The sequence below is a fragment of the Chitinophaga sp. CF118 genome (assembly GCF_900112615.1).
Lineage (GTDB): Bacteria > Bacteroidota > Bacteroidia > Chitinophagales > Chitinophagaceae > Chitinophaga.
The window spans coordinates 633,005-659,415 of record NZ_FOMK01000002.1 but is presented as its reverse complement, the minus strand read 5'-3'; the positions used below and the strand labels follow the sequence as shown (position 1 = coordinate 659,415).

The following is a 26,411-nucleotide window of genomic DNA, read 5'->3' as shown; positions in this document are numbered from 1 at the left end:
GCTGCACTCCACAACAAGGCACAGATTGGCTTCTTTCCTCAGTTTGGGCGCAAGTCACCTACCTGGCAAAACTATTAAAGGCTCATAACCTCAATCTTTCTTAACTTTATAACTCATTCACCCCAAATCATGGCAACGATCAACGCAACGATCCTGATCCCGGATATCAGCGGGTTTACTGAGTTCATGACAACCACTGAACTCAATCATAGCACACTTGCCATTAATATGCTAATTGATGCGATGGTAAAAGCTGTGGGCGACGAATATGAGGTAGCAGAGATCGAAGGAGATGCTGTCTTGCTGATCAGAAAAGGATCTGCACCTACCCTGAAAGAAATATTAAATACCTGCCTGAACATCTTTAATGCTTTTCACTACCAGCGGAAATGGATGCAGCAACATATGGTTTGTGCCTGTGGAGCCTGTCAGGCTATTATTAATCTTACATTGAAGTTTGTAGTGCATCACGGACCTGTTGCAGAAATAACGGTCGGACGTTTTGTAAAGCAATCAGGTCCGGAAATGATCATCGCGCATCGCTTACTGAAAAATAGTATTAACAGCAACGAATACCTGCTGATCACAGAAAAACTTTTCGAAGAGGAGGCCGGCGTGCCTGTACAGGATGAACTGGAATGGGTTAGTTCGTCAGAAGAATATACCTCTATTGGTAAAGTTAATTATCGCTTCGCGTTGCTTAACGATGCCCGGGAAAAAGTGCCGGAACTACCAGGGTTGCAAAACGATTATTGCATTGATAACACCTGTTACCTGAAAATGTCAATCCCTGGGAATTTTCGTGACGTGTATATGGTGGTGATGAATATTCCGGGCCGGGTTGACTGGGTGCCGGGATTGCGTAAAGTGGAGCAGGATATACCTGCAGTATTTATAGGAAGCGTTCACTACTGCACATTTCAGGATTATCAAGCCATTGTATCTCCACTACGAATGACGATGTCTGACGAGGTAATCTTCTATGCCGAAAGTTGCAGGATTCCGGAGATGGATCTTTCTTTGGTCTACGAATTTGTATTTAATAAACTAAACGAAAAAAGTTGCTTATTTGCGTGTCGTTTTTTGAATAACGGACAATCTCCGATACCAGAAGAAATGGGTATTGATTTATTACACAGGATCCAGGATCTGGCTGAAAAACTGGCAACATACTGTGCAAAAATGGAAGGATCTTCTTTTGAACCTGCTTTCCAAAAAGAATAATGTTAAGTAGCTTTCCCTTACTTTTGACAGCCTCTTTTCATTTATTTTAATCTATACGCCACTATTTTTTTAGCATTGAAAGTAGGTACGAACACTATCCGCCGGATAGGGTCAAACCCGATATCGGCAGTGTTCATCTTTTCTGTATGACTGTCCAGCAAGGTTTCAACCTGTCCATTGGCGGTAACATAAAAAATATAACCTGCCCAGGCGGTAACTATATAATCCCCGTTACCCACTGGCTCTATACCATCAATACCTTGTGGCACTTCTGCTATTTGAATGATTTGTTTCTGCGCATTTGCTTTTTTCAGCAGCTTGCCTTCTGCATAAATAAGATCCTGTCCCCTTGCTTTTAATCCATTGGCACCTTTTACTTTATCGAGGTAAAGAGAAGGGACATCGTTTTCAATGCGCCATATCCGCCCTTGCCTGGAATCGGAAACAAATACGATACCCTTATCAGTGACAGTGATGTCATTAAGAGCAGTTGCACTATCCACCATAATTTTTTTTGCTACATTTCCTGTTGCAATGTCTATTATCACCACATTTGTAATATCGGCAACATACAACCTGTTCCCATATCTGCCAAGCCCTTTGGGAGCATTCAGGCCAGACACCCAATTGCCGGTATAGTTTTTTCCATCCATGTCCAGCTTGCCTACACCGCCTTTGCCGTCGGCATCCCATCCTCCACCATCAATCAATGAAATATACAGAATGCCTTTCTTAAAATCGGGTAATACAGACTCTGGAACGGCCACAATGGTATCCGTTTGCCATATCTTTTCAAGCTGGTGATGTTGGGCAATGGCGAACAAGGGAAAACAGCTTAACAAAATGGCTATCAGTTTTTTCATAATTTGAGCAACGGGAATTTGATGGGTTTGGGCTTGCATAGTTCAAGGGTTTTCTCTAATGTAAAATAAAAAAACCGTATTTGCATCATTTTGTTACTGTGCTCGATCGCCGTCATTCCTGTATGGTGCCTGAAATAACACGAAAAATAAGATATGCAGACAACAAATAATGAAGAACAAATACGCGAAGCCCTGAATGCGCACTGGCACGCGTCGGCAGTCGGCGATGCAAACGCGGAACATGATATTTACGATGACGATGCCATCTGTGATTATCCCCAGTCAGGCGAGCGAATCCTCGGACGAAGCAATTTGCAGTCCTTGCGGAGTCATCATCCGGGTAAGCCGTCAGGCTTCGATGTCAAGCGAATTCTCGGGAAAGGGGATCTCTGGATCACAGAATACATAATCACCTACCTGGGGCGACGAGCATACACAGTGAGCATTATGCAGTTTCGCAACGGTAAGGTCGTGCATGAGACACAGTATTTCGCAGACCCCTTCGAGGCACCGGCCTGGAGAAGTCAATGGGTTCAACAGATCGTGTGACGCCGCATTGCTTATATCAATCAGCGTGTGCTGAATGTGGGTTTGCAGGTAAGCCTTTAAAATATCAGATATGTTCCCGACTTCTGAAAATAATGTAAATTTCAGGTTATGAAAAGAATGATTCTTACTGTCTCCGGAATATTTCTTTTTTGTTACATGCAGGCGCAGGACCTTACACAGCTGCATTTTAAAGTGGAAGAAGCGCCTGAATGGTCTGCACTTTTCATAAGGAACAATGGTTGGTTTGGAGGTGATGGCATTTATACAATTCCGTGTAATGGTGTGGAGAATAAGCCCACAGACAGTCTGCTTTTCATATTCAGCGATTCCATGATCGGTACTATCATAAACGACTCATTGCAGCCGGGTTCCCTTATGGTGCATAATAGTGTTGCCATCATGAAAGGGAAAAATATAAATTTTGCATGGGGACATAATGAACAAGACGAAGCCCTCTCTGTTTTTGAACCACATACCCCGCGTACTGAAAAAACAGATTACTACTGGCTGGGCGATGGGTTCGTCAATCAGGAACAGCATAATACCCTTTATATATTTGGTTATCGTGTACGGAATGTATCTGAAGAAGCTTTTGGTTTCAGGGAGGTAGGGAATACGCTGATCAAAATTCCGGCAGGCACACCGCCTCCTTTTACCGGATATGAGCAGATGGATACACCTTTCTTTTTTACAGATAAAGGAGGGCATATTGGTTCTTTTGGTGCCGGTATCTTTGTCAATACCGTTAAAGCTGGCGCTCCTGCGCCAGATGGTTATGTTTACGTGTACGGTGTACATGGGATGGATAAACAGATGGTAGTGGCAAGAGTAAAACCAGCTGTCTTTGATCATTTTGACCAGTGGCGTTTCTGGGATGGTACGGACTGGAATAAAGACATGAACAAGGTGGCAGATGTTACCAGTAAAGTATCCAATGAACTGAGCCTGTCTCCGCTGCCCGATGGAGGTTATGCACTGATCTTCCAGGAAGGAGGGATGGGCACTACTATTGGTATGCGGATAGGTGCCAGTCCCACGGGACCTTTCGGACCTGTTATCCCTCTCTGGGATTGTAGTAGTGACGCGGAAGAGAAAACCTATGTTATGTATAACGCCAAGGCACATCCCGGACTTTCTGCACCGGGAGAGCTGCTGATCAGCTATAATGTGAATTCAATAGAATTTCTCAATGATTTGCAAAAGCATCCCCATTTATACCGGCCCCGGTTTATAAAACTAAAATTCAATTAAATGAAGCATTTATTATTCAATATTATCCTCATTATAAGCCTCTCTTCCGGTAGCCTGTATGCACAGCTGCCCGATTGGACGCTGGGTCCTTTCAACAGGCCGGCAGGTGTTAACCCGGTTATCCGGCCTGATACCACCACACAGTTCAACGATCCTATGACTAAAACCATAGTAGCATGGGAATCCAATGACACCTTTAACCCGGCGGCTGTGGTAAAGGATGGGAAAATCTGTATACTTTACCGGGCAGAAGACCGTTCCGGGAAAGGCATAGGAATGCGTACCTCCCGGATAGGGCTTGCTACCAGCGATGATGGCATACATATTCAACATCGTTCCCCGGTACCGGTGTTGTATCCCGATACAGATGCACAACAGGAGTTTGAATGGAAGGGAGGCTGTGAAGATCCCCGTGTGGCCATGACAAGCGACGGCACTTACGTGATATTATACACGCAATGGAATAATAAGGTACCAAGACTGGGAGCTGCATTGTCTACTGATCTTATCCACTGGAAAAAGTATGGACCGGTTTTTAAGGATAAATTCAGAGACATTGCTACTAAGTCAGCATCGATTGTTACCGAAGTCGACAACGGGAAACTTGTAATCGCTAAAGTAAAAGGCAGATACTGGATGTACTGGGGAGAATACCATGTATACGCTGCAACTTCCGATAACCTGACAGACTGGACTCCACTGACAACTCCAGATGGAAAACTGAAGGAGTTAATGTCGCCGCGGAAAGGATACTTCGACAGCCGGCTGACGGAATGCGGTCCTCCGGCTGTGAAGACAGATAAAGGGATTTTATTATTGTATAACGGTAAAAATGACGTGTCCGGGGGAGATAAACGTTATCCTCCCGCTGCTTACTGCGCCGGACAGGTATTGTTTGATAATAATGATCCTGAAAAGGTGTTGGCACGTCTTGACCAGCCTTTCCTCGTACCACAGGATGCCTTTGAAAAGAGCGGACAATATCCTGCCGGTACTGTGTTTGTAGAAGGACTTGTGCTGTTCAGAAATAAATGGTTTCTCTATTATGGCTGCGCAGATTCAAGAGTAGCGGTAGTGGTCGCCAATAAAAAGGAATGAATAAATTGAGATCGTAATGAGCACCAAACCAAATTTCATGGAAAGAAAATACCTTGCTGTTTTTCAATCGTGCATTAGAGTATTTTCGATGCTATAACGAATTGACACCAGCCCGGTCTCATATGTTTTACTTTCCAGGAGCCTGAGCCTGGTTCTGCCATCCTGTTCACGGAAAAGAGGCTTACCGTTGCCAAGCAATATCGGGTGCACAGACATCCACAATTCATCCACCAACCCTTCCTTCATCAAGGCATTATATAGCAAAGCACCGCCAAATAGCCAGATGTCTTTACCTGGTTGATTTTTTATTCTTCGTACTTCAGCGATACTATCTCCCGATATCAGTACGGCACCTTCTTTTACCGATGTCAACGTTTTAGAAAATACGTATTCTGTCAACGCTGGCATCCCCGATATAGCCTCTCCATTACTGTTGTCACTCTGCTGTTGTACCATTTCATAACTCTTACGGCCAATGAAGATCGCATCAATGCGCTCAAAAAAATCGTTTAATCCGTAGTCCTGGTCTGTAAAGCACCAGTCATACTCGCCATTAGGTCCTTCAATATATCCATCCAATGTTATGGCCAATCCCAATATTAGTTTTCGCATAATGTCAATATTTATATTGCAAAAATGCGTGGATTCAATTACAATTAATTGTACAAAACAGACATCAATATAAAATATGCCGGGCCCGCACTACCTCACCAGGTGTGTAACCTGTATAATCTTTGTAATCGCGGATAAAGTGGGCTTGGTCGTAATAACCACTATTGTAGGCAACTTCAGTAAGGGAAATTACAGGATATTTTTTCAGATGATCAAGTGAAAGTATAAACCTTGAAACACGCAGATATTCTTTAGGTGACAAGCCGACATACTCCTGAAACTTTCTTGAAAAATGACGCTGGCTGAACCCGGTATCACTGACGAGCCTTCCCACAGTAATCAGTCCCCCTGACAATCGCACCTGCCTTAAACAATGTGCTATTTGCAAATCATCTTTACCATTGGCAAGTTCCTTAAACAGGTACTGTTGTGCCAGGCTTACACGCATTTCATTATTGCTGGATCCTGCCAATTTATCTTCTATCTCTGCCGCCATACAATCCCATATATCATCAAGGGCGGTAGTCGTGTCGGATAGTATATGCATCGGGACTTGAATAAACTTATATGCCATGCCAGGGTGGAAACAAATGGCAACAACTCCGGCCCCCTTCCGCATTTGCACATCCATAGGCCGGCTCATCCGAAAAGTAACGATACTGCGTTTATGTAATTCATCACTAATGATGGCCACAGGTGTACTTGTATAGTTTAAAAACAGTTCTACACAAGCATCGGGCAGCACACGAATATAACTTGTGTCGGTATCATCGTCACACTCCATGGTGCATATCAATTTTATATACGGCTGCAGAGCAGGGATAATATCATATGATTGTATACGCATACTTTGCAAACATAATAGTTGATCGGCAAATTGTAGAGCAAAAAGCCCATTAAAAATTGAATTTAAATTTGTGGATCAATGCTGAATTGCTTTCTAATGTTTTATTCCCGCAGGGATGCAGCCCTGTGTTTGCGTGCTATTGAGCAAAACAAAAAAACCTCTACATCTTATGATCTAAAGGCTTTTAATGTTATGTCGGACGACTAGATTCGAACTAGTAACTCTTTTTAAGTCCTGATTTGAAGGATTATATTCTCAATCACCAACGCAAGCTTCGGAAAAGAGTTGGAACTGTAAATTACATCACTGCTGTAACATAATGGCAGAGATCCTACTTCTCAGGTACGATCACTATATGGAACATCATATGCAGACTCCGCAGCCGTATAAGACAAATGTGCTACCTGGTGGATTTCTCTGAAGATAGTAGGGACAAAAGGTAGTAAATAGCCACATTATCTCTACCAGATCCTTTCAACGAAAATATTCACTACCTCTACCAGGATAAGGATGATTATTACCCACTCAAGCTGGGTACTGTTTCTGTATTGTAGAAGGTCCTTAAATAGCTCCAGGTTCTCTTTTACGATGGCTAATCCTTCCTGGATTGTCTGGAACCGGTCCTGTAGGTCAAACGTCTTTTTAAGCCCTAAATCGAGCTTATTTAGGCTTTCATCCTCCCATGTTTCTTCAGGGGAGTCGAAAATATAGAGGTTGGCAGTAATACGGTTTTTAATATTCAGCGTACGGCCTATATATTTCTTAAGATTTACGCCCGAAAGCTCCATTCTTCCTTTCCGCTCAAGGATTTGTGTGTGATAATTGGTTTCTTCAAGTAATATATTGGTGAGTTGTGAATAATGATCCAGGGCTACAGATTGGGAAACATTCAGCATAATCAGCCTTAATACGTTGGAATCAATGCTGGTCAACTCGATTTTATTAAATCCCAGTTTCATCCGGGGCGCATTTATTTCTATTTCAAACTCTTCGCTGAGCCTGGTATCCAGTTTATTTTTGCAATAGGGGTTAATAACCTCCATAAAACTCGCGATCTGTATTTCATTGAAATTGAAAAAAGCTATAATGCCGAATTTAAATACATAAATAAATCCTTCCGAATCCGTCCTGTAAAACAGTTCATCCGAATCACTGTGTAAAAGCTCTGCAGTAAAGACAGTCTTAAACGTTTTAATGTCGATACTATCTGCTATTTGAAATGATGATACTTTTAACATAAATACGTCTATGAACTACGAAATTACTGATTTCGTATCACTTATGAGCCTTTTTAATGATATTTCAAATTATCTATATGAGAGGACATAAGGGTATACTGAAATATCTCCGGCTAAGATTCCAGTACTAACTATTGGAATCTTTTCGCCAGGGACCTAATAAAGTCAGCAGGAATTTAATACTGAATTTTTCACTTCACAGCTGATATCTGTCCCCTTATTTCACCATTCGGATATGCTGTAGTATGAATATTTACATACATTTTTCCATCTGTTAACTCAGTACCCTGACTAACACTAAATGTTGCAGAACTCGAAAGGGTGCCACTCGCGGTTGAAGCAAATCCGGTTATAGGTACTTCCACACCAGCATTTACCCCGGCAAGGGCAGGGCCATGAAAGTGCATAGCAATAGGCACATCGGTAAGACCGGTCCATGTAAGTGTATAAGTAACTTTATATGTGGATGGGTTGTAAGTGCCTGAAAGTGTGCCGGTTCCGCTTGTAGGGTTCGATGGTACCTCATTTCCGCTGTTAAGAGAGGCACTAAGGTTATAATTTGTGGTGGTACCTCCACCTCCATACCCGTCGCTTTTACTACAAGAGGCCAGCAGCGCAGTTATTGCCACAAAACTGCAGGCTAACAACTGTGTCCGGTAGAGACGGGAAAAAAGAATAGATTTCATAACAGGTGTTTATATGTTATAACAAACACCTACCTTGAATTGTTCCTGGTTACAACCTATTTAACATTGTCCTTTGTTTTGCCCATGATTCTCTTCCGGTGTTGGCTACCCCATTTATATAATTCAAGAATCACACTATCCAGAGAAGTACCATATGCTGTAAGTGAATATTCTACTATCACAGGTACCGCATCATACACAGTTCTTTTTATCAGTTGATGAGCTTCCAGCTCACGCAATTCTTTTGATAACATCCTGTCTGTGATCTTCGGGATCTCCTTAGCCATCTCACTAAATCTTTTATTGCCAAATGATAATGAAATCATAATTGGCATCCTCCATTTTCCACTTAACACTTCCATGGCATCCGCTACTGGTAGTAACTTGCCCATACATGTACTCTGGGTTCTACCTTCTTTTGTTCTGTCTGTAGTCATTTTATTTACTATAATAATGTATAGTGCTATACTCTGGTATAGTACTTACTAATGTATAGCAAATATAGATAGCTTTGTGTTCCTAAACAAAAAATAAGGACAACGCACAAAAAATATAAAATGAAGAAGATCCTGAACATTATTTCAAGCGTTAAGAGAGATGAATCTTTTAGCAGAAAATTATCTAACTCAATTATTGATAAACTGCAAACAGTTTATCCAGGAAGCGATGTACGTACCCGCGATCTTACGCAAAACCCTTTCCCGCATTTAGAAGAATCGAATTTCAATGCTTTCTATACGCCTGAAGAGGTACGTACGGAAGAACATAAGGAGGCGGTTAAAAATTCTGATGAGGCCATCAGCGAATTGATGGATGCTGATATCGTGATTATTGGCGTGCCCATGTACAATTTCGGTATTCCTTCCACATTAAAGTCCTGGGTCGATCATATAGCCAGGAGAGGAAAGACCTTTAGTTATGATAAAGGCTACCCGGAAGGATTGGTAAAGAATAAAAAGGTCTACCTGGCCATTGCTTCTGGTGGTGTTTATTCAGAAGGTCCAATGAAGGACTATGATTTCACAGAATCTTTTTTAAGGGCAGCCCTTGGTTTTCTCGGTATGACAGACATCACTGTTTTCCGTGTGGAAGGAACCTTTAGAGAAGAAACAAAAGAAACTGCATGGCCTAAAGCCTTGAACAGCGTGCAGGAGTTTGCCTATTAATATTTGCATGAATGATATCGGCTATCACTAAGATAGCCTCTAATAAAGGATAGCGTGTGCTATCCTTTATTTTTAAATTCCGGATATGAAAACAAACATCATCATTATTACCTGAGGCCCCGTATGCACATAATCGTTACAGCAAACTCTTTAATACGCTCATTTTTTATCTCAAAAGTGAACCAAACCGCATAGTATTATTGTTATATAGCAATACCCGGGGTTCTGGCTTCCTGCAAACGTAAATCAGGGATTCTTTAGATGGGTTACACCTATCCTTACAGCTAGTATCTTCCCGTAGTTCTAATAATACATGAACAGGTAGCTAAAAGGCAGCGCACTATATAGTTAATGCAGATTCAATTCACCAGTGAAGCGGCGATTTTCCTGCATTTCTACCCGTACAGGCAGCTAACCTGACGAGCACACTGGCAATGATTGTATAGTATACGCAACTTCGATTCCTGCCTGGTTCAACTGTTCTTGACAGGCTTCCAGTTTTGGAAGTCTGTCTTTTTATTCCTTATTCATATCAATTCAGTTATTTACCAATTCTTTTGTACTTGTATGAATTTCAGGTTTACGTTGTTATTTTTTTTCAGCGAGGTTTTCATCAATTTTTTTTTGTAAATCTGCTCCATTGAAAGGTTTAATAAGGAAATCATTTCCTGGACATTCCTCCATCAGTTCCTCAATATCCGCAGAAGCAGAAATAATTAGAATAGGAATATCTTTTGTTCGTTCATTGGACTTTAATTCATTATACACTTCCAGAATATTAACATCCGGCAATTTGCTGTTTAAAATAAATAGATCGGGTATCTCGTACAATCCATGAAGAACCTGTTTTCCCGAACTTATAAATGACAAGCTGTAGCGATTTTTCAGTATAGATGACAGAAGGAACTTCACATCGGTATCGTTTTCGGTTATGAGAATTTTCCTGGTCATGGCTATATTTTTTAGAACAAAAAAGAATATATCGAACAGTAGGCCACTTAGATAGAAAAACTTATAAGAAATTAAAATACAATAAATTATAAGGCATCTGAAAATTTTCATTAAACATTTTTATGAGCAGATTAAGCTGAATGTTGGGATTTAATTTCCCCAAATTGTGAAACAGGATGGATGATCAGTAGAACAAACCTATTAGAAAGCCTTAGACTAGAAACTAATGAAAATTCGTTTGAATGTGTTGCCCGTGTTCAAATGTTTTGTGTTTGATCAAGCTGGTATCAAGTCTCATACGTTACATAAGTATTTTGACCATAATTAAAGGTTGCAGTATTGTTTTATTAATTTTACGGGTACAAAATACTTTATTATGATTGACTTATCAAAGATCCCCTTTATAAAAGTTATCGAAGGCTATAAAGCAAGATTTATACACACCTCATCAATGACCCTTGGTTATTGGGAGGTCGAGAAAGGTGCTGTTTTACCAAATCACAAACATCTGCACGAACAGGTTTCACAGGTAGAGGAAGGTGAATTTCAGTTGACTATAAACGGAGAAACAAAAGTCTACACAAAGGGTATGGTGGCCGTTATTCCTCCATATGTTGAACATGGAGGTGTAGCCCTCACAGACTGTAAACTCTTCGATATATTTCAACCGGTGCGGGAAGATTATAAAAGTTTAGGATAAAGTTTAAGGGGAAGGAAATCATTTCAATGATACGAAGTATTTACAATGAGGAATTATTCCCTGGCAACAAAAAAAAGGAGCTGTATCACATGGAATACAGCCCCTTTTTTAATTCAGGTTCCAGGTAAACTTAAGCACCTCTCAAGCCCTTTATCTACCTACCTGTGTTATCTCTTTACAATCTTTATAACAGAAGATTTTACCCCGTTATCAACTTTAAGTAAATAAATATCGGAGGAAAATCCGGACATGTCAATAGTTATCAATGTACTATTTGCTTTTCCTGCAAATACTAACTGCCCGCTGGAATTAAACAAATAAATTGTACTCCCTTTCAAATCCTCAGTTAACCGTACTTTAAGTTCACCGGCAACAGGGTTGGGATAGGCAGATACTTTGAGAATTGAAGTATCCTTTGATGTTATTTCCTCAGTATTACTCATCCTTGCAACAGATGATGATTCAATATAAGCAATCCCTCTTCCGGCAGTGCTCATATAAACACGACCATAGGTATTCATATCTCCTATTACAAACTGGCCGTTTCCTACACCTCCCCATTCGTGAAGATTATCGTTGATACGTGTCCAGGATACTCCTTTGTTCGTAGAACGGTAAAGACCTTCTACACCACCTACCGTACCCCAGATATAGATAGTTGGGTAGCTTGCGCCGGAAGCGGTTGCTCCGAAACCAACTGCAGAACAGGCTGTAACGTTAGTGATTTTTGTGAATGCAACTGAAGAACTGGTACCATTAGTCGTGTAAGCTAACCCGTTTCCATACAGGGCTACCCACACATGTTGGGAATTACCGGGTACTGTCCTGATATGAAATGACCCGTAAGAAGCACCGGTATAGGCTCCTTTTGAAAAGGAGGTGCCGTTTGTTGAATAATACAGGTAACCGTCTGCCGTATTATAGGCAAAAAACCTGTTATCGGTTTCGTAATCGGAAACCGGTCTCGTATTGAAGCTGATTCCATTTACTGTGGTCCATTTACTACCATTATTGGTGGAATAATACATAGTAGTACTATTGCCATTTGCCGGAGAATACAAAATTCTTCCACCGCTGGATGACAGCGCCAGATAACCAAAATCACTTGCTGTACTGCCATTGGCAGGTGGCACAGCAGATGTTTGTGTCCAGCTTGTGCCCTGGTTGGTGGTGTAATATATGAGTGAACCTGCACGGGCTAATTTGCTGGTACTTTTGGATGCATAAGCAATCCCGGAATTGCTGCCCATAGTGGGAGTATGTTGTGTGCCATAAGTGGCGGGGGCTGTTTGCTTAAACCCGTCGTAATCCGAGATGGCAGAAAATATGGGACCTCCTGGTATGCTTACCATATCCTGTGGAACAGTTTCTTCAATTCCTTTCACCATTGCCTTCCAGGTATTGGATGTTTCAATGGAATCATTTCTGAAAATCCCGTTGCCTGAAGTAACCCAAACTTTGCCGGTGCTAAAAGGATCAAATTCAATGCAACCTGCCCAGTGAATGGATTGGCTGCTGGTAAGCCACGGTACACCCTGGTTGTTCATGGTAAACCCTCTTGCCACTACATTTGTCCAACTGGAGCCGCCATTATAGCTGATATAGAACTGGTCGCCCCAGGCACCTCCCTGTGAGTAATAGATATTTATGGTGGAAAGCATCAAATGTGTTGGATTATATGGATCAACACTTATTCCACTAAAAGGAAAGGTTATCCCTGCAGGTGTAACATTTGTCCAGGCACCTGATGATACATTGTATTTCCATACTTGTCCTATAGTAGGGTTCCAGGGCCCTTCATGATCTGCATACGTAATGTATAGATTCCCATCGCTGGCTAAAGCTGCGCGTTGTGGCATAAGCGTAGTTGGCCCTCCGGATACTGCAGTAAATGAAGTTCCCCCGTTTGTACTTATATAGAAATTTGTGCCGGTTTGAGACACTCCCGCAAAGATTCTTTGTGTTGCCCCTCCCGAAGCGAGCGTTTTATCCAATAGTACAAAGCTAAGACCTGCACCATTGCTGGTAGTGGTTATATTTAAACCCGACAGCCTGTTCCAGCTAACTCCCGAATTGGTACTCTTAAATAAACCATTTGCACGGGTACCACAGTATAATATGGTATTGTTATTGGGGTCTACCTGCAATTTTTCACCGTTTTGACGGCCCATCCCATTACCATCCGTTTTAAATTGCGATGTAACATCTGTTATAGAAAAAGTATTGCCTTTGTCCTGTGATCTGAGGATGGCAGTTTTCCCACTGTTAAAATAAGAAATGCCCACCAGCATATACAGGTTGTTGGCATCGACGGGATCGGTGGCAAGAGATTCCACGCCCAGGTAACCGGTTTCGCTTGAAGACGCCCAGTCCAGCAAGGGTATCCATTTACTGTTTGTATTGTCCCACCGGTAGGCGCCACCTACATCGGTACGGGCATAAATGAGATTGGGATCTATTTTACTGGTAATAATACCGGAAACGAAACCGCCCCCACCCATAGCAACATTGCCATAGCTTTGTGCTTTTACGGAACTGACTGTAATACAATTTAAGGTGGCAATAAATAAGTTTAAAGATAAAAAGCAACGAATTAAACGGCACATAGCTATGCCTTGTGTGGGTAGAAATAGTTTTTTCATATTGTGGTCATTGTTCGAACCAAAGATAATACACGAACAATTAGAGCATGGGCATAGAACATTAATAATTAGGGTACAAAATGTTGCATTGGCATGTAACCTGATGGCATTATAGGTTCCTGGCTTATATTTGAATAGTACTATTTGGAGGATTCAGGTGGGCAATCCCACCTGAATCCCAAACAAAAGCATAACCTTTTACTTTTTTGTTGTAGGGAAATGCTGGATCTTTTCGTCAAACACTACAATCTTACCGTTTAAAATTTTTACATCGTTAACTATATTCAGGGAATCCGCTTTTCCTTTTTTATCTATCCAGTTTTGTTTATACCATAATGTTACCCATTCGTCTTTTTTATCGCTGGAAATTACAGATTCCCAATCATCCATTTTTATATTTACACTGGCATAGTCTGCCCATGACCATTCAATCAACTTAGGAATACTATCATGTTGTATTACTTTATGAAAGTAATCTAACTGAAAGTCCACGCTGTCTGCGAAATATGAGGCACATTCCGGAATGTTTTTTGTTTCCCATGCTTTTATCATTTGCATAACCATTAAGGCATTTTTCTTGTCACCTGGCTGCCAGTCTTTGTAGGGCTTGCTAAGCGTATAGGGATAATTCAATTCTTCCATTGTTGTGCCAACTGTTTTGGCGCTGTCAGAAGATGGATTTTCAGATTTGCTATTGGGATTTTTACAGGCAATAGCAAAGAGAATAGTGCATGTCAAAAGAACAAATGTTTTCATTTGGAGTAGTTTAATGATGATTGATATTATAGGTACAGATAAAGCAGGATGTACTTAGCTACGGTAAAAATTGTATTAAGTATTAAATTTGGAACTGAATAAAGACAGAATTTCCTGACAGATTATTTTTTTGGAGTAATTTTTAAAGAACAATCACATGTGATATAAAATACTAATTTCATAAAATGAAATACCTGGAGAGAATATGCTGAAAATACGATTAAAGTGAAGCTAACCAAATTAGTTGAAAAAGTGGGAAATATTTATTATCTACGGCTAACAAAGAAAGAATAGATATATATGGAAATAAACAAGGCCAATACTTACCTCAGGCAATTCAATGAAACCATTGAAAAATGGATCACTTACCTGGATGATTATACTTTAGAAATGCTTTGCCAAAAACCTCAGATTAATTCCTGGTCATTAGGTCAGGTGTATGTGCATATTGTAGAAGATACAGAATATTTTATTGAACAAATGAAGGCTTCTTTATTATTTGATAATGCTAATAGTGAAAAAGAAATGCACAGAAATGCTAAAGTTATGTTTGAGAATAATGAGTTCCCCGATATGTTGCTTGATAATCCTTCTAATAACCCAAACTTACGAATGCCGCAAAGCAAAGACGAATTATTGCAAAGCCTGGTACTCATAAAGGATGAAGTAAATAAGTTATATTCTATATCGGATTTTTCAAATTCAAATGGGAAAACCGAACATCCCGGCTTGCTCTTTTTTAATGCTTTAGAATGGCTCCGGTTTGCTGAAATGCATATGAGGCATCACCTCAGACAGAAAAGTAGAATTGATGATAAAATATTTTCGAAATAAAGAGGACAAAATAGAGAGGATAACATTTCAAATCCTCACGTAATGGGTTAAAATATTGCCAATACCAGTTAATATTAAGGTGATGTAATTCACCTGTTTTTAGTCAATTGTACCCGATATATATACCCTCAAAATTAAAACTCCATTTATGCGAACGAAAACCCTGCACTTGTCGAGTGCAAACCCCGTATTAGCTATTGTATTATTCATTTCTATCTTCATGTTCTCCTGTAAAAAAGAAGAAGCCAGTACACAACCACAGGCAGATGGAAGTATTGCATCTCTTACTGATTATCTTACTGGTAAAGGATTTAAAGCTGAAGACATCGTATTTAAAGATGGGAAATTTACAATAGAAAAGGACATTGTAATCACCAGCGAGGAAGTTGCAGCACGGATGAAAAATGAAAGTAACTCTGGCACTCCGCAAACAGAACAACGGAGAAACACTTACATTATCAGTAATACCTACAACACCAATGTAAAGCTTTACATTGAGCCAGATGTACCCGCTGCATGGAAGACTGCTGTACAGGGTGCAGTAGCTAACTGGAATGCAGTAAACGGTACCAGATTAGGTATGTCTATCGTCACAACCCTGTCCGCGTCAAATACCAGGATATTTATGGGTTTTGAAAGTGCCAACTGGATTGCACGTGCTTACCTGCCAACATCGAATGGCCGGCCTGGCGTAAGTGTAGAGATCAACAGTAATTTCAACAGCCTGGCGGCTAGTCAGAAGCTCTTTGCTATTACGCATGAATTAGGTCATACTATTGGTTTTCATCATACCAATCAGACCTCCGGTACATTAATACCAGGTACTCCTTCTGTAGATGCTAATTCTGTTATGAACTCATTTGTATTAAACTGGAATGGATTTACAGCAGGTGATGTATTGGCTACTCAGATCCTTTATCCACAATAATATAACTGAACCGGTATGAAATCTTAATATTCACCTTTAAGATTTACATATCCCCGATTATACTGAAAATTAAAATAGCCTGTATCGGAAGTCCGATACAGGCTATTTTAATTCAGCTCTCTGATGGAGATCTGCAGTTGTTTAAGCAATTATCCTGCCCTTTGGTATTAAAGCCCTTCCAAAGCAATTCTCACTTCATGCTCATTCCTTTTTTCTTCAATATAGGTTGCTGGCATAACGCGTTCTTTGCAGCCCTCAATCGAACATCTTTCACAGGTAGTATGAACTGTTCTGGTAATTATCTTTTCATCATTTACAAAACGCATCAGCCGCATAAGAGAACTGTCCAGCAGAAGTCCTAAAGTTACACTTACCATTTCATGGCTGTTCTTGTTTTGAGGTTTAGCCATTGTGATGCATAAATAGCGGTTATGCGTCTGCCAATAATGTGAAATCTGAACATCTATAAGCGCTCCCGCTTTTTTCTTCCTTTCCGGTAGTCGCTCCACTTCCTGCATTAATCTTACAGACAGCCATCTGCGGCAGTAGTGTTCATTTACCAGATTGGCATGCGGATTATGTAATTGCGACAAATGCAGTTCCTTGTTGATTTCATACCCTTCTTTTTCATTCCCCGACATACGAAGGAAAAACAGCTGATCTATTCCAAAATGATGCGGTAGTATATTGGTAAGCCTTTGAAGGAGCATCTCTGCAGATACATTGTACTTATCCACGAGCTGGAGCCAGGAACCTGCATCCCATTTATCGTTTCCTGAAACATTTTTAATATCCTCTACGAAATAATCTTCTGGTATCAACAAGGCCGCAGCAAAATAAGACGCCCTGAAATTATTTAATAACTGATCAAAAGAAGATGGTTGCTGTACAATAGTTTCAAATGGACGTAAAGTAATATCGAGAAACTGAAAGGCGAGCTCCCTGGCTAGTAAAAAAGCTTCCTGCCCGGAAGAAAATTGCTTGTTAATATATAATACTTTCTTTTCCTGACTATAATAAGAACGGATATTTCCGAGGATGCTGATATTGCCCATCTTCTTACGGTCTGTAATTATACCGTAGTTTTCTTTCAGTGCCTGTTCCAGTGTAGAAACGTGTACCGGCAGTGTTTCTGTTATATTAAGATCTTCTCTTAACTTACGGGAAGCTATTTCCAGATCCTCAAAATAATTATTATGTATATCCTGGTAAGATCGTAATGCTGTGGTGTAGAAATTTTCCCGTGTCAGATGATAAGCCCTTGAAATTTTCACCAGTGTACTGATGAAAGCGGTTACTTTATCAGGTGTATTCGTAAATAATTCAAGTAAACTTGCCGGTGCTATCCCGAAATGCTCCCAGGGTATCACATTAATAAAATCTGAACTAATAAGATCAATCAGCGGCTGTAACTTTTTGTCGCCCGTCAACGATACCAGGTAATCATAATCAGTACCCAGCGCCTTTCCCAGTGCGAGAATCTTATCTGTTTTAGGGTACTTTTTACCATTCTCTATATCGTGCAAATAAGAGACTGTGATTTTTGTGGCATCCGATAGTTGTTGGTAGGATAAGTTACGTTGCTGCCTGAGGTTACGCACCTTCAGGCCAAAAATCAACCGTACACTTTCGTTTTCTGTGATCATGCTTCCTGTTTACCTATGATTGGCACTTTTAAGTCATTACGTCTGGCAATTTAACAAAATTAACAAAAAGAGAATAAAAATAAATTAGCGAAAAATTCGCTAATCGAATAGTTTTAGTACTTTTACTAAAAAATATACCATGGCATCAACCGTTATAATTCCCCCCGCTCCCGCGCAAGTGGTAATAGAAGGCCAAGCCATTCGTGGCCTGGAAGAAATATTAACGACCTCCGCTGTTAATTTCGTTAAAGCATTACACCTTCGGTTTAATAATACCCGAAAGGAACTTCTGAAGGAAAGAGATGTTGCCCAGCAAAAAATAGATGAAGGTGAACTACCAGGATTCCTGCCGGAAACGCTGACTATCAGAAACGAAAACTGGGAAATTAGCCCCGTACCTCCGGCTCTTCAGGATCGTCGTGTGGAAATTACCGGACCAGTGGAACGTAAAATGATCATCAATGCACTTAACTCAGGTGCTAAAATGTTTATGGCCGACTTTGAAGATAGTAATACCCCTAGTTGGACAAACATCATCCAGGGCCAGATAAATCTGAAAGAAGCTGTACGCAAAACTATCAGCCTCGTTACTCCTGAAAAAAACTACGAGCTGAATGATGATGTTGCCACCTTATTGATAAGGCCCCGCGGCTGGCATATGGAAGAGAAACACCTTACCATTAATGGAGAGCCTGTAAGCGCCAGCCTCTTTGATTTCGGAGTTTATTTCTTTCACAATGCGGAAGTACTGCTCCAGAACGGAAGTGGTCCATTTTTTTACCTGCCCAAAATTGAAAGCTATAAAGAAGCCCGCTTGTGGAATGAAGTCTTTGATTTTGCGGAAGAGTATATGTCTGTTCCTCCGGAATCAATTAAAGCGACTGTATTAATCGAAACAATTATGGCGGTATTTCAATTGAATGAAATCCTCTACGAATTGCGTACGCACTCCGCCGGACTTAACTGTGGCCGCTGGGATTATATCTTCTCCTTCATCAAAAAATTCAAAAACATACCTGGTTATATTTTCCCGGACCGCTCACAGATTACCATGACGGTTCCTTGTATGCGGGACTATACACAACTGGTTATACAAACCTGCCACCGGCGCAAAGCCCATGCTATTGGGGGTATGGCTGCACAGATTCCTATCAGGAACAATGAAGAGGCTAATAAAAATGCCCTGGATAAAGTAAAAGCTGATAAAGTAAGAGAAGTAAAAGATGGTCATGATGGTACCTGGGTGGCACATCCGGGACTGGTGCCAGTGGCAATGGATGTATTTAATGAATTTATGCCTCAGCCAAACCAGATTGATAACAAAAGACGTGATTTCGTAACTAATGAAACCAGATTACTTGCGTTGCCGGAGGGCACTATTACGGAAAATGGTTTGCGCACAAACATAAATATTGGTATCCTCTATATCGAAAGTTGGTTGAGAGGGAACGGGGCGGCGGCTATTTACAACCTCATGGAAGATGCTGCGACTGCTGAAATATCCCGTACCCAGGTGTGGCAATGGTTGCATTATAAAGCTGTAATGGATGATGGGAGAGAAGTTAATCAGGAATTATATGAAACAATAAGGGACGAAGAAATTGATAATATCAGGCAAACGATCGGCTCCGCTGCATACCAGCTAGGTAAATTTCATACCGCTATACAAATCTTTAACCGCCTGGTGGTACAGGAGAAATTTGAGGAATTCTTTACCCTCAATGCTTATAATAACATAATATAAAGCAACATCTAAGGACTTTCCTTACGTCTGCATCCGCGTTAAGTAATTTTTTAACTTAAAAAAAATCATTGTGATGAGTACTCCACAAAAAGCAAGCGAATTACAAAAAGATTGGGTAGAAAATCACCGTTGGAAAGGTGTGCTGCGGCCTTATACAGCTGAAGATGTTTTGCGGCTGAGAAGCAAAGTATGCGTAGAATACAGCATTGCCCGGCAAGGCGCTCAAAAACTATGGCATTACCTGAATACACAACCCTGCACTACAGCATTGGGGGCACTTACAGGTAATCAGGCTGTACAGGAAGTGACTGCAGGGCTGCAGGCTATTTACCTGAGTGGCTGGCAGGTTGCTGCTGATGCCAATAATGGCGGACAAATGTATCCCGATCAATCTTTATATCCATCGAACTCTGTTCCTGATGTAGTAAAACGTATTAATAACGCCCTGTTGCGTTGCGAACAAATAGATTCAGTGTCAGGAGATAACAGCAAAGATTGGATGGCGCCTATCGTAGCTGATGCAGAAGCAGGATTTGGTGGTAACCTGAATGCTTTTGAACTGATGAAAAACATGATAGAAGCTGGTGCGGCAGGTGTACATTATGAAGACCAGCTTTCTTCTGCGAAAAAATGCGGACACCTCGGAGGCAAAGTACTGGTGCCTACAAAAGAGGCTATAGATAAACTGGTTGCTGCCCGTCTTGCTGCCGATGTAATGGGAGTGCCTACTGTGTTAATTGCACGTACAGATGCCGAAGCTGCTAACCTGATCACTTCGGATGTGGACGATCGCGATAGAGACTTTATCCTGGGAGAGCGCACTACAGAAGGCTTTTATTGTGTACGTAATGGCCTGGAACAATGTATCAGCCGTGGATTGTCTTATGCGCCTTATGCTGATATGCTTTGGATGGAGACGTCAAAACCTGACCTCACAATAGCCCGCGAATTTGCAGAGGCTATACATGAAAAATATCCAGGGAAACTGTTAGCTTATAATTGTTCACCGTCCTTTAACTGGAAAAAACATCTCAGTGAACCACAAATGGAAAACTTTCGTGAGGAGCTGGCTGCATTGGGTTACCGCTTCCAGTTTATCACCCTGGCAGGCTTCCACGCATTGAATACTTCTATGTTTGAACTGGCTATGGCGTATAGAAACAAAGGGATGGCCGGCTTTTCTGAACTACAGGAACGTGAGTTTGAATTGCAGAGTAAAGGCTTTAGGGCCGTAAAACACCAGAGCTTTGTGGGAACCGGCTATTTTGATGCTGTTCAGAATGCAGTACAGAATGGTAAAGGATCTACCACAGCTATGAAAGACAGCACAGAAATAGCACAATTTATATAATGGAATCTGTAAGAAAATCTGTACCCATTAAAAAAGGGAAAAACTGAGCATGAATTGGATGGATTTTTCTTGAACTGAATTAGAGAGGTGTGATATAGAAGAAGGGGGTTGTATTCAAAAGTGTGGTACAACCTCTTTTTATTGAAATTTAAACTGGCACTAAAAAATGCTTACTTTTGCAGCATTCCAAAACAAGCAAACATGAGTAAAGCGATTATAAAGACTGAAAAAGGTGATATGACCGTGCAATTCTTTGATAAAGATGCCCCTAACACGGTTGCCAATTTTTTAAAGTTGGCTAAAGAAGGGTTTTACAATAACGTTACTTTTCATCGTGTAATCCCTGACTTTGTGGTGCAGGGAGGTGATCCTACCGGAACTGGTGGTGGAGGTTCTGGTACGCGTATTAAATGCGAACTGACTGGCGAAAATCAATACCATGATCGCGGCGTATTATCAATGGCACATGCTGGTCGGGATACCGGAAGCTCTCAGTTTTTTATCTGCCATAGCCGTAAAAATACAGCGCATTTAGATCGCAATCATACCTGCTTTGGTAAAGTGATTGAAAATGTGGATGTGGTTGACGATATTCGTGTGGGAGATAAAATCCTGTCAATTGAGATTCTGGAAGAAGGTAATGTATAAAATATATTAATAGCAGGAGATCTTGGTCTGTTGCATGGAAACCGCTCTCGTAGCGGTTTTTTTTATTTTAAAAAAATGATACCTTTTCAGAATCTTGTAAACATACTTGCCCTTCCCGTATTCCCATTATGTCTTCCGCCGTACTATTTTAAGACGATGTTATCACATTTGAAATGTTTTCGATGGTCAATCCTGTGTCTTCCCTATACTATATTAAGATGACGTCATCACATTTGAAATGTTTCCGATAGTAAACCCCGTGTCTTCCCCCGTAACATACATTAAACCATAAATGTCCTGGTAGTTAACCTATCTTATTAAAGCCATATCGTTTTATTTTAAGAATTCCCAACACCATTTTGTTTTAATTCAAATTATATCATTTTTTAATGTAAATTAGTCTTGAGTTCGGTATTAAGCGCCGATAGTACTCATTCTGCGGATGAAATGATAATGAGGTAGTTAGCCTGCCATACTCATAAATTAAGAAATATCCTATACCATATCTATACCTTATATGCCAAAATTCTATCCGGTAATCCTGGTGTTATTACTCTCTAATTTTAAAGGAGTTGCACAACATACACCCTGTGGTATAACGGTAACCACTATTCCAGACGCTTTTATGTGTCAGGGTTCGTCTATCCAGATGGATGCAACTGGCGGTGTGAAATATAGCTGGAGTCCTGCTGCGGGATTATCCAACGATAGTATCGCTAATCCTGTCGCCCGTCCGGACACAACTACCACTTACACCGTAACGGCATATAATGCCATCGGCTGCTCGGGAACAGCTACTGTGACGATCAGGGTGAACCCGCTGCCAGTAATCACTAAAAATAATGATACCTCTATCTGTGTGGGAGATCATATCCAGTTATCCATAGGAACCAACTACCCGGCTACTTACAGCTGGTCGCCGGCAACAGGACTGGATAATCCTTACAGTGCAAATCCGTTGGCATCTCCTGTAAAAAATACAAGCTACACAGTAACGGCAACGACTACATTCAGATGCATTAGCAAAACATCCATCAATCTCACAGTAAACCCAGCGCCCGAATTTATAATCCGGCCGGATACTCCCGTCCTCTGTATCGGGCAGCATGTTCTGGTCAAAGCCAGTGGTGGCGATGAATATGCATGGTATGTAAATAATGATTCGCTGATATCGATTAGTGATGCTCTGACAATTGCGCCGACTACAGATACTTTATATAAACTTAAGATTACCAATAACACCTGTCACTACACAGATAGCTTCCAGGTGCCTGTGAAAGTGTACAAAATTCCTGTCACTTCATTAACAAGGTCCAATAACCTTGATTGTACCCATCATGAGGCAAAGTTGCTGGCAACCGGTGGTATTAAATATAAATGGGAAACGGCGGAGGGACTTAGCGATATGAATATCGCCAATCCTGTTGTAAAACCAATAAAGACAACCACTTACCAGGTGACAATAACCGATGAACATGGCTGTTCAAACCTGGAGGCAATGACTATGAATGTAGACTTTGGGTCTTCACTAAGCCAGTACCCGATGCCCTCAGCTTTTACTCCTAATGGCGATGGGAAAAATGATTGCTTTGGGCTGAAATATTGGGAACGGGTGCCCGGATTAGAATTCAACATCTTTAACCGCTCCGGTCAACTGCTCTTCTCTACTAATTCTCCCTATGTATGCTGGGATGGTAATTATAAAGGAATGCCACAGCCAGTGGGTACTTACATGTATTCCATCACCGCTAAAACAACCTGCGGTAAAGAATGTAAAAAAGGAATGGTTATGTTGTTGAGATGAACGAAGGCGCTACACAATATGTTTTCTTAAATGCATGGCTCTCCATCAGGTATCCGAATGAAAAAAGGTTGTACCATACCTTTGATACAACCTCCTTTTATAAAATTTGTTTGCCTGCTATAGGATGGAATACCATACTGCCCCATAAAATACAACTCAGATTACTTTGGCAACTGGCTCATTAATGACTGTGCCTGGGCATATTTGCCTGTTCCTGCCGGAACCTTTTGCAACCACTGGCGACAAGCCTCATAATTATTGATTTTCAGGTAACTGAGCGCCAGGAAATAAGCAGCATCATATTTAAAGATAGAACTGCCTTGGTAAATATGCTCCAGGATTGGTTGACCGGTATGATGATCACCCGTTTCCACCAGCGATACGGCATAATAGAATTGCACCAGCGCATTATCCGGCTCCTGCTGGTATAAGGCATGCAGATCTTTTTGTGCTATGCCAAACTCCTGGTTGTTGAATGCTGTAGCTGCCTGCTGTAGCAAAGTATCCGTACGGTCGCCCCTTTCTGCGGTAGTAACCATTTGGAGTGAGGAATATTCTTTATAGAGGTCATTTTGTCGCCATGGATGGAACAGGTTGATTACCAGTATAATGGCTATAGCAGCAGCAGCGCAGGCCCATTTGATGTAAACTCCAACTGGTCTTATTTTAGCTTCTGTGCGTCCAAAATACTCTTCGTTCAGCGATTGCAAGGTATGTTTAAGGGCTTTGTCCTGCGCATCCGGTGCCAGTCTGGCGCTGAGCGATGCTTTTACCTCACGGTATTCCTGCACATTCTCCCGCAGGGTCTTGTCTGTTTGTAACACCTGTTCAAACTGTTGCTGATCCTCTCCGGTCATATCACCGTTAACATACAGCGCTATCTCTTCTTCAGTATATGAGTGCATACGATTAATCTATTGTTGTGAACGGATAATTTTTAAGAGGGTAGCCATGCATTCGGACTTCTTCTTGCGCAGGTAACCATAAGTAACTCCAAGAGACTCCGCTATTTTCTCCTGGTGTTCGTCCTGTAAACTGCGCTGAATGATCTCCCTGCATTTTTCGCCCAACTGTCTGAAAGCATGCATGAACAGCCTGGTCTGGCTTTCCTGCTGTGCTATTTGCTCAGACATGGCAAAAACATCTTCCCCTATATGATCATATACATCCGCAGGGTGATTTGTTACCGGGTCATTCGACCTTTTTTTTAATTCATTCAGCCATTTCCGCTTACATACTAATAATAAGAAAGGCTCAAAAGGACAAGTTAGTTGCAATTGCTTGTACTTCGCCTGTTGGTAAATAGCAGTAAGGGCCTCCTGGAAAATATCAGCAGCATCCTGTCCGGTACCACTATTATTTATGATGTAGCCTTTAATCTTATCGGCAAACTGCTCGTAGATCTGACGGATAACCCGGCTGTCATTCTGCAAAAGGCCTTCTATATAATGTTGGTCAGTATGCGTAACGGTACTCATTATCATTTCTATGTGGGTCTGCTAATATATGATATTTAAACCATAAATATTTTTTTCAGGAAAGGGGTAACAAAAGGAATTACCAGTTGATATACCTGTAGAAAGGCGGTAGCTGAAAAGCCTGAAACGAGTAAGCATCAATTATAATCCAGGTAACGATGAATGTAAAACCTCTTATCAAAGACACACTCTTGCTGCTGGTGACTATACTGATTGTAACACTTATGCACGCCTGCAAAACCTCTTATCAAAAATACACTCTTGCTGTAGACTATACTGATTGTAACACTTATGCACGCCTGCAAAACCTCTTATCAAAAATACACTCTTGCTGTAGACTATACTGATTGTAACACTTATACACTCCTGCAAAAATTAAATTATTAACTCACTTCAAAAAATAACAAACATGAAAAAGTTCTTATTACATGGTTCAATTATGACTGCTTTAATAATAATGGCAGTTGCTTGTAGCAAAGACAAACAAACACCCGATACTTCATTCGGACAAATAAAATCCGATGCATTCATGGCTAAATATCAGGTGAAAGCGCAAACTTTTACCGGTAGTGCAGCAACAGGATTTGTTGTAACAGGTGAAAAGGGAACTAAAATTACTTTCCGCCCTAATTCCTTTAAAGATTCTCTGACAGGAGCATTAGTAACGGGAACAGTAACCATCAAACTAACAGAAGTACTGAGCAAAAAAGACATCTTATTATCTGGTCCTATGACCGAAGCAAACGGACAATTATTAATCTCCGGTGGTGAGATTAATGTAAGAGCTACTGCAGATGGCAGGGCGCTCGTACCAGGTGATTCTGCAATAGAAGTAAAAGTGCCTCAGGTGATGAGAGCGGGGGATATGAATTTGTTCGTACAGGCTCCACGCAAAGTAGATAACAATGGTGGCGTACCTGTAGATTATCCAAATACATGGGTGCCAGCTCCTTATGCTCCTTTCGGTATGGGCGACAATTCATACGTTTTTAATCTGCCTGCATTTACATGGGTAAACTGTGACCGCTTCTACCAGGATCCTGCTCCTAAAACAACTATCACCGTATCTCCTGATTTCCAGGATAGCGATTCCTTAACAGGTTTACAGGTGATGATTGTATTCTCAGATATCACAACTGTTATCACATTACCATTTAACTATCAGTTGTTGCAGTTCCAGTCATATCTGAACTCTCTGCCAGTAGGTAAGGAAGGTGAACTGGTAATCATTGGTAAAGATGAAAATGGCTACATCGAATTTGGTACTCAACATATCACTATCGCTGCTGATATGCACATCGATATTCCTATTGCGCGGTCAACAGAAGCTACCGTAACAGCATTTCTCGATTCGGTACAATAGATCAGTGATTCGCATAACCCCAAAAAGGGTGC

At 41.0% G+C, this 26,411-nt stretch carries 25 protein-coding genes; 13 read left to right on the top strand and 12 right to left on the bottom strand.

Translation table 11 applies throughout. The features are described 5' to 3' along the window. Nucleotides 1–129: 129 nt before the first annotated feature. A complete protein-coding gene (locus tag BM176_RS10870; protein WP_090102723.1) occupies nucleotides 130–1,224 on the top strand; it encodes a DUF2652 domain-containing protein in 1,095 nt (364 codons plus the stop codon). 41 nt (nucleotides 1,225–1,265) lie between these two features. On the opposite strand, the gene BM176_RS10865 is transcribed toward BM176_RS10870, so the two are convergent. Further along, nucleotides 1,266–2,087 (bottom strand): SMP-30/gluconolactonase/LRE family protein, encoded by an 822-nt coding sequence (locus BM176_RS10865; RefSeq protein WP_090103363.1) that lies wholly within the window; start codon nucleotides 2,085–2,087, stop codon nucleotides 1,266–1,268. Nucleotides 2,088–2,240: 153 nt separating this feature from the next. Between BM176_RS10865 and BM176_RS10860 the strand changes: the two genes are divergently transcribed. The 3 genes from BM176_RS10860 to BM176_RS10850 all read left to right on the top strand — a co-directional run bounded on the left by BM176_RS10860 (nucleotide 2,241) and on the right by BM176_RS10850 (nucleotide 4,985). Next, nucleotides 2,241–2,636 carry a nuclear transport factor 2-like protein gene (locus BM176_RS10860; RefSeq protein WP_090102721.1) on the top strand — a complete coding sequence of 132 codons (396 nt, stop codon included), beginning with the start codon at nucleotides 2,241–2,243 and terminating at the stop codon, nucleotides 2,634–2,636. A 108-nt stretch (nucleotides 2,637–2,744) separates the two neighbouring features. After that, nucleotides 2,745–3,887, top strand: coding sequence for a DUF4185 domain-containing protein (locus BM176_RS10855; protein WP_090102719.1), 1,143 nt, complete (start codon nucleotides 2,745–2,747; stop codon nucleotides 3,885–3,887). Beyond that, complete coding sequence (locus BM176_RS10850; protein ID WP_090102717.1) at nucleotides 3,888–4,985, top strand: glycoside hydrolase family 130 protein; 1,098 nt, start codon at nucleotides 3,888–3,890, stop codon at nucleotides 4,983–4,985. It begins immediately after the preceding gene. Nucleotides 4,986–5,048: 63 nt separating this feature from the next. Here BM176_RS10850 and BM176_RS10845 read toward each other — a convergent pair whose 3' ends face one another. From BM176_RS10845 to BM176_RS10825, 5 genes are all read right to left on the bottom strand, one after another. Continuing rightward, a complete protein-coding gene (locus BM176_RS10845; RefSeq protein ID WP_090102715.1) occupies nucleotides 5,049–5,597 on the bottom strand; it encodes a dihydrofolate reductase family protein in 549 nt (182 codons plus the stop codon). Between the two features lie 64 nt (nucleotides 5,598–5,661). Continuing rightward, a complete protein-coding gene (locus BM176_RS10840) occupies nucleotides 5,662–6,444 on the bottom strand; it encodes an AraC family transcriptional regulator (RefSeq protein ID WP_090102714.1) in 783 nt (260 codons plus the stop codon). Between the two features lie 461 nt (nucleotides 6,445–6,905). Then, nucleotides 6,906–7,682, bottom strand: a complete 777-nt coding sequence (locus BM176_RS10835; protein ID WP_090102712.1) for an RMD1 family protein — start codon at nucleotides 7,680–7,682, stop codon at nucleotides 6,906–6,908. A gap of 191 nt (nucleotides 7,683–7,873) precedes the next feature. Then, nucleotides 7,874–8,368 (bottom strand): CHRD domain-containing protein, encoded by a 495-nt coding sequence (locus BM176_RS10830; protein ID WP_090102711.1) that lies wholly within the window; start codon nucleotides 8,366–8,368, stop codon nucleotides 7,874–7,876. Nucleotides 8,369–8,424: 56 nt separating this feature from the next. Next, the gene (locus tag BM176_RS10825) at nucleotides 8,425–8,805 is read right to left on the bottom strand and encodes a winged helix-turn-helix transcriptional regulator (RefSeq protein WP_177230366.1); all 381 of its coding nucleotides are present in this window, start codon (nucleotides 8,803–8,805) and stop codon (nucleotides 8,425–8,427) included. Between the two features lie 120 nt (nucleotides 8,806–8,925). On the opposite strand from BM176_RS10825, the gene BM176_RS10820 reads away from it, so the two are divergent. Continuing rightward, the gene (locus BM176_RS10820) at nucleotides 8,926–9,534 is read left to right on the top strand and encodes an FMN-dependent NADH-azoreductase (RefSeq protein WP_090102709.1); all 609 of its coding nucleotides are present in this window, start codon (nucleotides 8,926–8,928) and stop codon (nucleotides 9,532–9,534) included. 588 nt (nucleotides 9,535–10,122) lie between these two features. Here BM176_RS10820 and BM176_RS10815 read toward each other — a convergent pair. Further along, a complete protein-coding gene (locus BM176_RS10815; protein ID WP_177230365.1) occupies nucleotides 10,123–10,485 on the bottom strand; it encodes a response regulator in 363 nt (120 codons plus the stop codon). Between the two features lie 376 nt (nucleotides 10,486–10,861). Here BM176_RS10815 and BM176_RS10810 point away from each other — a divergent pair, with 376 nt between their 5' ends. Beyond that, nucleotides 10,862–11,185, top strand: coding sequence for a cupin domain-containing protein (locus BM176_RS10810; protein WP_090102706.1), 324 nt, complete (start codon nucleotides 10,862–10,864; stop codon nucleotides 11,183–11,185). Between the two features lie 167 nt (nucleotides 11,186–11,352). Here BM176_RS10810 and BM176_RS10805 read toward each other — a convergent pair whose 3' ends face one another. Together BM176_RS10805 and BM176_RS10800 are read right to left on the bottom strand one after the other, a co-directional pair. Then, on the bottom strand, nucleotides 11,353–13,827 hold the full coding sequence (locus BM176_RS10805) for a T9SS type A sorting domain-containing protein (protein ID WP_090102694.1): 2,475 nt from the start codon (nucleotides 13,825–13,827) through the stop codon (nucleotides 11,353–11,355). Nucleotides 13,828–14,025: 198 nt separating this feature from the next. Then, the gene (locus BM176_RS10800; RefSeq protein ID WP_090102692.1) at nucleotides 14,026–14,583 is read right to left on the bottom strand and encodes a hypothetical protein; all 558 of its coding nucleotides are present in this window, start codon (nucleotides 14,581–14,583) and stop codon (nucleotides 14,026–14,028) included. Nucleotides 14,584–14,883: 300 nt separating this feature from the next. Here BM176_RS10800 and BM176_RS10795 point away from each other — a divergent pair, with 300 nt between their 5' ends. Continuing rightward, on the top strand, nucleotides 14,884–15,417 hold the full coding sequence (locus BM176_RS10795; RefSeq protein ID WP_090102690.1) for a DinB family protein: 534 nt from the start codon (nucleotides 14,884–14,886) through the stop codon (nucleotides 15,415–15,417). 148 nt (nucleotides 15,418–15,565) lie between these two features. Next, the gene (locus BM176_RS10790; RefSeq protein ID WP_090102688.1) at nucleotides 15,566–16,345 is read left to right on the top strand and encodes a M57 family metalloprotease; all 780 of its coding nucleotides are present in this window, start codon (nucleotides 15,566–15,568) and stop codon (nucleotides 16,343–16,345) included. A gap of 167 nt (nucleotides 16,346–16,512) precedes the next feature. Here the strand turns inward: BM176_RS10790 and BM176_RS10785 are convergent, their stop codons facing one another. Beyond that, on the bottom strand, nucleotides 16,513–17,991 hold the full coding sequence (locus BM176_RS10785; RefSeq protein WP_090102687.1) for an XRE family transcriptional regulator: 1,479 nt from the start codon (nucleotides 17,989–17,991) through the stop codon (nucleotides 16,513–16,515). A gap of 139 nt (nucleotides 17,992–18,130) precedes the next feature. Here BM176_RS10785 and aceB point away from each other — a divergent pair, with 139 nt between their 5' ends. From aceB to BM176_RS10765, 4 genes are all read left to right on the top strand, one after another. Continuing rightward, nucleotides 18,131–19,735, top strand: a complete 1,605-nt coding sequence (gene aceB / locus BM176_RS10780; RefSeq protein WP_090102684.1) for a malate synthase A — start codon at nucleotides 18,131–18,133, stop codon at nucleotides 19,733–19,735. 67 nt (nucleotides 19,736–19,802) lie between these two features. Continuing rightward, complete coding sequence (aceA, locus tag BM176_RS10775) at nucleotides 19,803–21,086, top strand: isocitrate lyase (RefSeq protein ID WP_369823738.1); 1,284 nt, start codon at nucleotides 19,803–19,805, stop codon at nucleotides 21,084–21,086. Between the two features lie 201 nt (nucleotides 21,087–21,287). Next, a complete protein-coding gene (locus BM176_RS10770) occupies nucleotides 21,288–21,734 on the top strand; it encodes a peptidylprolyl isomerase (protein WP_090102680.1) in 447 nt (148 codons plus the stop codon). A 517-nt stretch (nucleotides 21,735–22,251) separates the two neighbouring features. Then, the gene (locus tag BM176_RS10765) at nucleotides 22,252–23,538 is read left to right on the top strand and encodes a gliding motility-associated C-terminal domain-containing protein (protein WP_090102678.1); all 1,287 of its coding nucleotides are present in this window, start codon (nucleotides 22,252–22,254) and stop codon (nucleotides 23,536–23,538) included. 161 nt (nucleotides 23,539–23,699) lie between these two features. Here the strand turns inward: BM176_RS10765 and BM176_RS10760 are convergent, their stop codons facing one another. Continuing rightward, nucleotides 23,700–24,443 (bottom strand): tetratricopeptide repeat protein, encoded by a 744-nt coding sequence (locus tag BM176_RS10760; RefSeq protein ID WP_090102675.1) that lies wholly within the window; start codon nucleotides 24,441–24,443, stop codon nucleotides 23,700–23,702. A 9-nt stretch (nucleotides 24,444–24,452) separates the two neighbouring features. Further along, nucleotides 24,453–25,016 carry an RNA polymerase sigma factor gene (locus BM176_RS10755; RefSeq protein WP_090102674.1) on the bottom strand — a complete coding sequence of 188 codons (564 nt, stop codon included), beginning with the start codon at nucleotides 25,014–25,016 and terminating at the stop codon, nucleotides 24,453–24,455. 409 nt (nucleotides 25,017–25,425) lie between these two features. Between BM176_RS10755 and BM176_RS10750 the strand changes: the two genes are divergently transcribed. After that, nucleotides 25,426–26,379, top strand: coding sequence for a hypothetical protein (locus BM176_RS10750; RefSeq protein WP_143097780.1), 954 nt, complete (start codon nucleotides 25,426–25,428; stop codon nucleotides 26,377–26,379). Nucleotides 26,380–26,411 lie beyond the last annotated feature (32 nt).

Bases quoted from the DNA above. Each gene is read 5' to 3' on its own strand.
- BM176_RS10870 (WP_090102723.1), top strand. From the start codon at position 130: ATGGCAACGATCAACGCAACGATCCTGATCCCGGATATCAGCGGGTTT.
- BM176_RS10865 (WP_090103363.1), bottom strand. From the start codon at position 2,087: ATGAAAAAACTGATAGCCATTTTGTTAAGCTGTTTTCCCTTGTTCGCC.
- BM176_RS10860 (WP_090102721.1), top strand. From the start codon at position 2,241: ATGCAGACAACAAATAATGAAGAACAAATACGCGAAGCCCTGAATGCG.
- BM176_RS10855 (WP_090102719.1), top strand. From the start codon at position 2,745: ATGAAAAGAATGATTCTTACTGTCTCCGGAATATTTCTTTTTTGTTAC.
- BM176_RS10850 (WP_090102717.1), top strand. From the start codon at position 3,888: ATGAAGCATTTATTATTCAATATTATCCTCATTATAAGCCTCTCTTCC.
- BM176_RS10845 (WP_090102715.1), bottom strand. From the start codon at position 5,597: ATGCGAAAACTAATATTGGGATTGGCCATAACATTGGATGGATATATT.
- BM176_RS10840 (WP_090102714.1), bottom strand. From the start codon at position 6,444: ATGCGTATACAATCATATGATATTATCCCTGCTCTGCAGCCGTATATA.
- BM176_RS10835 (WP_090102712.1), bottom strand. From the start codon at position 7,682: ATGTTAAAAGTATCATCATTTCAAATAGCAGATAGTATCGACATTAAA.
- BM176_RS10830 (WP_090102711.1), bottom strand. From the start codon at position 8,368: ATGAAATCTATTCTTTTTTCCCGTCTCTACCGGACACAGTTGTTAGCC.
- BM176_RS10825 (WP_177230366.1), bottom strand. From the start codon at position 8,805: ATGACTACAGACAGAACAAAAGAAGGTAGAACCCAGAGTACATGTATG.
- BM176_RS10820 (WP_090102709.1), top strand. From the start codon at position 8,926: ATGAAGAAGATCCTGAACATTATTTCAAGCGTTAAGAGAGATGAATCT.
- BM176_RS10815 (WP_177230365.1), bottom strand. From the start codon at position 10,485: ATGACCAGGAAAATTCTCATAACCGAAAACGATACCGATGTGAAGTTC.
- BM176_RS10810 (WP_090102706.1), top strand. From the start codon at position 10,862: ATGATTGACTTATCAAAGATCCCCTTTATAAAAGTTATCGAAGGCTAT.
- BM176_RS10805 (WP_090102694.1), bottom strand. From the start codon at position 13,827: ATGAAAAAACTATTTCTACCCACACAAGGCATAGCTATGTGCCGTTTA.
- BM176_RS10800 (WP_090102692.1), bottom strand. From the start codon at position 14,583: ATGAAAACATTTGTTCTTTTGACATGCACTATTCTCTTTGCTATTGCC.
- BM176_RS10795 (WP_090102690.1), top strand. From the start codon at position 14,884: ATGGAAATAAACAAGGCCAATACTTACCTCAGGCAATTCAATGAAACC.
- BM176_RS10790 (WP_090102688.1), top strand. From the start codon at position 15,566: ATGCGAACGAAAACCCTGCACTTGTCGAGTGCAAACCCCGTATTAGCT.
- BM176_RS10785 (WP_090102687.1), bottom strand. From the start codon at position 17,991: ATGATCACAGAAAACGAAAGTGTACGGTTGATTTTTGGCCTGAAGGTG.
- aceB (WP_090102684.1), top strand. From the start codon at position 18,131: ATGGCATCAACCGTTATAATTCCCCCCGCTCCCGCGCAAGTGGTAATA.
- BM176_RS10770 (WP_090102680.1), top strand. From the start codon at position 21,288: ATGAGTAAAGCGATTATAAAGACTGAAAAAGGTGATATGACCGTGCAA.
- BM176_RS10765 (WP_090102678.1), top strand. From the start codon at position 22,252: ATGCCAAAATTCTATCCGGTAATCCTGGTGTTATTACTCTCTAATTTT.
- BM176_RS10760 (WP_090102675.1), bottom strand. From the start codon at position 24,443: ATGCACTCATATACTGAAGAAGAGATAGCGCTGTATGTTAACGGTGAT.
- BM176_RS10755 (WP_090102674.1), bottom strand. From the start codon at position 25,016: ATGAGTACCGTTACGCATACTGACCAACATTATATAGAAGGCCTTTTG.
- BM176_RS10750 (WP_143097780.1), top strand. From the start codon at position 25,426: ATGAAAAAGTTCTTATTACATGGTTCAATTATGACTGCTTTAATAATA.